Origin of the sequence: Flavobacterium muglaense (genome assembly GCF_014305155.1) — a bacterium.
Classification (GTDB): Bacteria; Bacteroidota; Bacteroidia; order Flavobacteriales; family Flavobacteriaceae; genus Flavobacterium; species Flavobacterium muglaense.
This window is the reverse complement of sequence record NZ_JACRUK010000019.1, coordinates 59497-66970: the sequence shown is the minus strand read 5'-3', so window position 1 is coordinate 66970 and position 7474 is coordinate 59497. Positions and strand designations below refer to the sequence as shown.

Sequence of the window (7474 nt, the reverse complement as noted above, 5' to 3'; positions counted from 1 at the left end):
CGATAATACTTTCTCCTTTGAATGATTCCATAATAAAATTCTTTCACGAAAGATAAGAATTTATCTTTACACCTCTATAAATAATTTAAAACTAAGATGAAATGGAATTTAAAACTTTAAGAAACATCGAAAACAGTTTTAGTCAAATTAGGCTTTATGCCCTTGTATTTGCAGTACTGTGTGTGGGTATATCGGGTTATGCTGTTTGGGAATCATACCGATTCGCTGAGTTGCAACGTCAGAAGGTCTATGTATTAGACAACGGAAAATCGCTAATGTTGGCTCTTGCTCAGGATGCTTCGATCAATCGGCCTGTAGAGGCTCGTGAGCATGTTCGTCGGTTTCACGAGCTTTTCTTTACACTAGCTCCAGATAAAAACGCCATTGAGAATAATATGAAAAGAGCATTCAATCTTGCTGATAAAAGTGCTTTTGATTATTACAAAGACTTAGCAGAAAAAGGATATTACAATAGGATCATTTCAGGAAATGTCCAACAACGACTTGAAGTGGATAGTGTGGTATGTGATTTTGAAACCTATCCTTATGCTGTGAAAACGTACTCTAAGCAGTTCATCATTCGATCCAGTAATGTAACAAAAAGGAATCTTGTCACTTCTTGCTACCTAGTTAATTCCGTTCGTTCAGATAACAATCCACAAGGATTCAATATAGAGAAGTTTACGGTTTTAGAAAATAAGGATCTAGAAATTATAGAACGCTAAAAATTGTAACAATGAAGGAGATTCGAACAAATATTAACCTATGGATCAATGAAGTTGAGGTGAAATGGAGGATGCTTCCATTGCAGAAGCAGTATACATGCATCATAGTTTGTTTTACCGCCTATCTGATAATCAGCATAGGTGGTATTCTTAGCATTTTGTTTTAGTTCCTGTAGCACTCAATCCCTGGAGGGATCATTAGTACTAATTGAAAAAAAGAAAAGACATGAAAGAAAATGAAAACAAGAAAAGTGCGGTCTACGTTACAGATGGCAGTATAAATACATCACCTGATGAGCTGGCAGTGAGTCGGGAGGGTAAAGTCGAAAAAATTAAAAAGCCAATCATCTTTGGATTGATGGCGATAGTATTTTTTGGCTGTATGTATTTGATTTTTAAACCAGCAGAAAATGTAAAAAATATCGAGATTCTCGGGCTTAACGACTCTGTTCCTCAGCCTACAACTATTGGTTTAGAAAATGACAAACAAAAAGCCTACGAACAAGAATTATTAGAACAGAAAAACCAAGAAAAACAAAATGCCCTGACATCGCTATCGGATTACTGGAATGAAGGGAGTACAGAAGAATCTTTGCAAGATGTTCCTGAAAAAGAAGGCAATAGTAACGCCTCTTTAAATAGTTATCGCAATGCACAAAACACATTGGGCAGTTTTTATAATAATGATAATTCTGAAACGCAGGAATTACGCAAACAATTGGAGGAACTAAAAAAAGAAATGGTAAAAAAAGAAGAATCACCAACCAATGTTGTTGATAATCAGTTGGAGTTAATGGAGAAATCCTATCAGATGGCGGCTAAATATTTGCCGATCAATTCGGCTTCGCCCGAAAATAAGTCAACTGGACCTTCTTCACCACCAAAAGAGGCCTTTGTTTCGATAATTCCAGAAAGGTACAATGTAGTTTCTAACCTTAAGCAAAGCGTTGATGAGCAGCTTGTAATAGCGGTTAGCAATAGTACATTCACCAGTACTGATCAGCAACAGCAAACAAAGAATAGTATTCGTGCTGTTGTTCAAGAAACACAACTCGTCTCCGAAGAAACCAGTGTTAGCTTGCGTTTATTGGAACCCGCAAGGATACAGAACAAAACGATCCCAATCGGTACTGTAGTAACTGCAAATTCGAAGTTTCAGCAAGGTAGGTTACAATTGAAAATTATTTCTATTGAGTTGGAGGGAAATATTCTCCCCATTGAGCTCACTATCTATGGTTTGGACGGACAACAGGGATTGGCAGTGCCTTATTCTCCAGAACGTAACGCTATGATCGACATGGCAGCCAATATGGGACAAACTTCCGGCAGCAGTATAATGTTGTCCACTTCTGCTGGACAACAAATCGCAGGGGATCTAAGCCGAGGATTAGTTCAAGGTGTATCAAATTATTTCTCAAAAAAAATTAAGACTCCAAAAGTTACCCTAAAAGCAGGACTGCAAGTGCTGTTAGTATCAAAAAAATAATTGTTCAAAAAATAAATGGTATAAAATGAAAACAGCTGTAAAAAATACATTGATGATCCTGATTTTAATGTTAGGATGCACATCAATTACGCACGGGCAAAATGCCCTATGCTTGAGTCACAAAGAGAACTTAAGCGTAATAGAACCATACGATATAGAAGTAACGTTCGATAAAACTACGCATCTATTATTTCCCTCAGGTATTCGTTACGTAGATTTAGGTAGTACTAATTTGGTTGCCAGTAAGGCTGAGGATGCTGGTAATGTTTTGCGAGTAAAGGCTTCTGTTCGCGATTTTGAAGAAGAAACCAACTTTTCAGTAATTACAGAAGACGGAACTTTCTATAGTTTTAATGTCTCCTACAATTCATGTCCTAGGGTTACAAATTACAGTTTAACTAAAACTGTTATAAGTGATCGTGGATGGAGCTCAAAACCAATTTTGTTTAAAGAACTTGGTACGAATTCGCCCATCATGGTCGACGAATTAATGGAGGAGATTTATAAGCAAGACAAGCACTTTATAAAACAAATTGGCACAAAAAAATTTGGAATAGAATTTTTATTAAAAGGTATTTATATTAACGATGACAAATTTTATTTTCATACACAAATTAGGAATTCTAGCTTCGTTTCATTTCCAATTGATTTCGTCAATTTTAAAGTGGTAGATAAAAAGAAAGCGAAACGCACGGTTGTACAGGAAGTAACTAAATATCCAATAAGAGTCTATGGCGCTATTGATGAGGTAGAAGGAAAAACGGTTTCCAGAAATGTTTTTGTTTTGGATCAATTTACGATCGCTGATGACAAAGTGCTTCGCATAGAACTCCATGAAAAAAATGGTAGTCGATTGCAAGTTTTGGAGATTAAAAACAGCCACTTACTTAAATCCAAGTTAGTTAAGAAGCCACATACAGAGGAAGATTTACAGTAGTGATTAAAATTAAATAGGAAGTGATTGCTTTACTGAATCAAGTAAAGCAATCACATTGTTTTTTTGGTATCTTAAATATTTATAGTAACTACCTTTAAATGAGTAACTTATTTTTATTTTGTTGCTTTTTTTTGTAAATTTATCACGTGAAATTTATAAATATTTGATTATGAATCCTGCATTGTTTTTAGGTATAATTGCTCTAATTATAGGTGTAAGCCTTCGATATTGGATCAACAGACGAAAGTTTTACAGAAGAGGGCCAATGGGAGTGGAAGGGTTTTCGAGTTACGAAAAATCAGTAGTAATAACATTCTTTGAAAGAGTGACCAAATGGATTTCCATTGGATTTATTATTTTTGGACTACTTATGTTATGGAGTTATTCAAGAAATAATAAGGATAGAGAAGAGCAAACTGAAAAAAAAGGTAAAATCATAAATTCAGTACGATAAATTGTTTTGATCCAGACACTCTATTGCTTCACTATTATTTTTTATTGTAATTAAATAATAACTAGTTTTACATAAATAAAATTGCACATCTTTTGAAAAATATTTTAATAATTGATGACGAAGAAAAACTTCGTGGTTTACTCGCAAGGATAATAAATTCAGAGGGATTTGAAGTAGTTGAAGCTCCGGATTTGAAGTTGGGATTCAAAAAATTAGAGCAGAATGATATTGATGTTGTGCTATGTGATGTCAAACTTCCTGACGGTAATGGAGTAGATTTTCTTCAAAAGATAAAAACTAATTTCCCATTAACAGAAGTGATTTTGCTAACCGCTTATGGAAACATATCTGACGGCGTTCAAGCAATGAAAAATGGCGCTTTTGATTATATTGTCAAAGGAGATGACAATGATAAAATCATTCCGCTTTTATACAAGGCTTTAGAAAAAGTCCAACTTCAGAAGAAAGTGAAGCAGTTGGAAAAGCGCATTATGAATAAATATTCTTTTGACGCTATCATAGGAAAGTCTAAAGCATTGTTACAAGTTATTGAATTGGCAAAAAAAGTTGCGATAACTGATTCCACCGTTTTATTAACTGGAGAGACAGGAACCGGTAAAGAAGTTTTTGCACAAGCCATTCATGAAAATAGTACTCGCGTAGGAAAATCATTTGTGGCGCTGAACTGCAGTACTTTTAGTAAAGAATTATTAGAAAGCGAACTGTTTGGCCACCGTCAAGGTGCTTTTACAGGAGCTGTAAAAGACAAAAAGGGTTTTATCGAAGAAGCAAATGGCGGTACTTTATTCTTGGACGAGATAGGAGAAATGCCTCTTGATTTGCAAGCAAAATTGTTAAGAGTATTAGAAACCAATGAATATATTACCGTAGGAGATAGTACCCCTAAAAAATCCAATTTTAGATTAATTGCAGCTACTAATCGAAATTTAAAAACCGAAAGTGAGGCCTATCGTTTCCGTTCTGATTTATATTATAGGTTGAATATTTTCGAAATAAATTTGCCGCCTTTGCGTGCGCGTGTCAAGGACATAGGTGCTCTTACTAATTTTTTTGTTGAAAAATTTTCAGTTGCGACAAACAAGAAGGCACTAGAAATTGAGGACGATTTTTTGGAGCACTTAGAAAAATACTCTTGGTCAGGAAATGTGCGTGAGCTTAAAAACGTAATTGAAAGAGCAGTGATTTTAGCTTCTTCGAATTCTTTAACTGCCGCCGATTTACCCTATGAAATTGTAAATTATAAAGAGAATTGTGGTGATACTGTACTATCCGCTTTTGCTATCAATAGCATGGAAAAACTACACATCCAAAAAGTTTTAAATTACACCAATGGCAATAAAGCGGAAGCTGCAAGGTTGTTAGAAATTGGAATTGCTACTTTGTATCGAAAGGTAGAAGAGTATAGAATTTAATAAAACCTATCATTTTAATAAAAAGCCTATCATTTTGATAGGCTTTTTTTGTGCTCTAAAATTACGTTTGTGTGTTAATATGTTGATATGTAGTTGATTAATTTGTTTGTTCCTTTTTTGGAATGTCTTTTGGCATTGCACTAGAAAATAAATAACATTCAAATGAAAAATCAAATTACTAATGTATTCAAAAATGCAGAACGATTTGCTGAGATTACTAAAAAAGCACTAATCGCTGGCAATGTACTAAGGGCAAAAAAATGCCTCAATATAGCTGAAAAACTATTTGTTACAGGTAGCACAGAAACAAGAGGTATTATTGCCAATGTGTATCTCTATTCAATTGCTTCCTTCTTAAAAGTGAAGCATTGCACCATTTCAAATTTATTTCCCGAAGTATTGAAAACAGAATATGCAAAGCAAATTCACCAACCAAATTACAATTAAATTATGATGACTGAAACAATTTTATTGCTCGGACTAGCCATTTTATTATTTGGCATTTGTTTTTTAACCATTGACTTTTTTGAAAAAATCTAAAATTATGATCGCACTTTTTATTGTCGCAATAGCCGTTTTTGGCTATATGGTTTACGTATTACTTAAGCCAGAAAAATTCTAAAATGATCAAGGTAAAAAATAGGCAAGTGCTGATAATTGTATCAGAGTGGATTTTCGCTATTACAGTTTTAGTTCTTACCTCTTTTAAAACCAAAATTTATTTAATCCTTAATACATAAAAATGAATACAGAAATAGTTGGAATTATAGCGATGTTTTTGCTCACATTAGCACTCGCTATTCCATTAGGAAAATATATTTCCAAGGTTTACGGACTCGAGAAAACGTGGCTGGATTTTATATTCAATCCAGTTGAAAAAGTGCTTTTCAAATTGAGTGGTGTTAATCCCGAGCAAGAAATGAACTGGAAACAGCACATGAAAGCTTTACTAACGATTAATGTAGTATGGTTTTTCATAGGAATGATCATCATGATGACCATGGGAAGCTTACCCATGAATCCAGATGGAAATCCAAGTATGTCCGCCGATTTAGCTTTCAACACCGTGATTTCTTTTGTAGTGAATTGTAACCTGCAGCATTATTCAGGAGAAACAGGACTTAGTTATCTAGGACAGTTCTATCTAATGTTTTTACAGTTTGTAAGTGCCGCGACTGGAATGGCCGCCGCAGTAGTAGTTTTTAGAGCATTTCGAGATAAAACCACTACTGAATTAGGTAATTTTTATACGTACTTCATGAAATCATGTACACGTATCTTATTTCCGATTTCATTAGTAGTGGCAATTTTACTAGCTTTTCAAGGAACTCCAATGACTTTTGAGGGAAAAGATACTATAACTACTTTACAAGGCAGTTCACAAGATGTTTCTCGTGGTCCTGCTGCTGCTTTTGTAGCGATAAAACATGTAGGTACGAATGGAGGCGGATTTTTTGGAACCAATTCTGCACATCCTTTTGAAAATCCAACATACTTCTCCAATATGGTCGAAATGATTGCTCAAATGTTAATTCCATTCGCAATGATATTCGCTTTCGGATATTTTATTAAAAGGAAGAAATTCTCGTGGATGATTTTTGGCGTGATGACTGTTGGATTTTTGGCATTAACCATTCCGAATGTTATCGCAGAGATGCAAGGAAATCCTATGATTCAAAAAATGGGAATTGATACCTCTCTGGGTGCTATGGAAGGAAAAGAATCAAGAATTGGTGCAGCAGCAACAGGATACTGGAGTATTGCAACTACAGTAATTTCAACAGGTTCGGTAAATTCAATGCACGACAGCACGATGCCTCTTTCGGGTATGAATGAATTACTAGCAATGATGATTAATAGCTTTTATGGTGGAGTGGGAGTCGGAATTTTGAACTTCTTCATTTTCATCATTTTAGCGGTCTTTATTAGTGGATTAATGGTTGGAAGGACACCTGAATTTTTTGGGAAGAAGGTCGAAGCTAGAGAAATGAAGATAGCGATGATTATTGCTTTGATTCACCCATTCTTAATATTAGTGGGTACTGCAATAACGACTGCTATGCCTCAATATGGCACAGCAACATTAAATAATCCTGGATTTCATGGACTTAGTGAAATGTTATATGAATTCACATCTGCATCCGCAAATAACGGAAGTGGGTTTGAAGGTTTGGGAGACAATACTTTTTGGTGGAATGTTTCTACTGGAATTGTACTGCTTCTTGCACGCTTTCTGCCAATCATAGGGCCTGTAGCCATTGCTGGACTCTTAGCACAAAAGAAATACATACCTGAAAATGATGGAACGCTCAAGACAGATACGGCTACATTTGGGGTAGTGACCTTAACTGTTATTTTAATTATAGCCGCCTTAGCTTTCTTTCCTGTACTAGCATTAGGACCAATCGCTGAATATTTTACTATCTACTAAAAAGAATT

At 34.9% G+C, this 7474-nt stretch carries 8 protein-coding genes; all 8 read left to right on the top strand.

Annotated features, from left to right (window positions below; all coding sequences use genetic code 11):
• Positions 1-101 precede the first annotated feature (101 nt).
• The 8 genes from traK (at position 102) to kdpA (ending at position 7466) form a co-directional block, all read left to right on the top strand.
• A complete protein-coding gene (traK, locus tag H8R24_RS09615; RefSeq protein WP_187018390.1) occupies positions 102-725 on the top strand; it encodes a conjugative transposon protein TraK in 624 nt (207 codons plus the stop codon).
• Between the two features lie 226 nt (positions 726-951).
• Entirely contained in the window at positions 952-2211 is a 1260-nt protein-coding gene (gene traM, locus H8R24_RS09610; RefSeq protein WP_187018388.1) for a conjugative transposon protein TraM, read from the top strand.
• Positions 2212-2236: 25 nt separating this feature from the next.
• The gene (gene traN / locus H8R24_RS09605; RefSeq protein WP_187018386.1) at positions 2237-3148 is read left to right on the top strand and encodes a conjugative transposon protein TraN; all 912 of its coding nucleotides are present in this window, start codon (positions 2237-2239) and stop codon (positions 3146-3148) included.
• 169 nt (positions 3149-3317) lie between these two features.
• Entirely contained in the window at positions 3318-3602 is a 285-nt protein-coding gene (locus tag H8R24_RS09600; RefSeq protein WP_187018384.1) for a molybdenum ABC transporter permease, read from the top strand.
• A gap of 92 nt (positions 3603-3694) precedes the next feature.
• Positions 3695-5035, top strand: coding sequence for a sigma-54-dependent transcriptional regulator (locus H8R24_RS09595; protein WP_187018382.1), 1341 nt, complete (start codon positions 3695-3697; stop codon positions 5033-5035).
• Positions 5036-5197: 162 nt separating this feature from the next.
• Positions 5198-5482, top strand: coding sequence for a DUF7674 family protein (locus tag H8R24_RS09590; RefSeq protein ID WP_187018380.1), 285 nt, complete (start codon positions 5198-5200; stop codon positions 5480-5482).
• Positions 5483-5579: 97 nt separating this feature from the next.
• Positions 5580-5657 carry a K(+)-transporting ATPase subunit F gene (gene kdpF / locus H8R24_RS09585; protein ID WP_157510391.1) on the top strand — a complete coding sequence of 26 codons (78 nt, stop codon included), beginning with the start codon at positions 5580-5582 and terminating at the stop codon, positions 5655-5657.
• A gap of 120 nt (positions 5658-5777) precedes the next feature.
• On the top strand, positions 5778-7466 hold the full coding sequence (gene kdpA, locus H8R24_RS09580) for a potassium-transporting ATPase subunit KdpA (RefSeq protein ID WP_187018378.1): 1689 nt from the start codon (positions 5778-5780) through the stop codon (positions 7464-7466).
• Positions 7467-7474 lie beyond the last annotated feature (8 nt).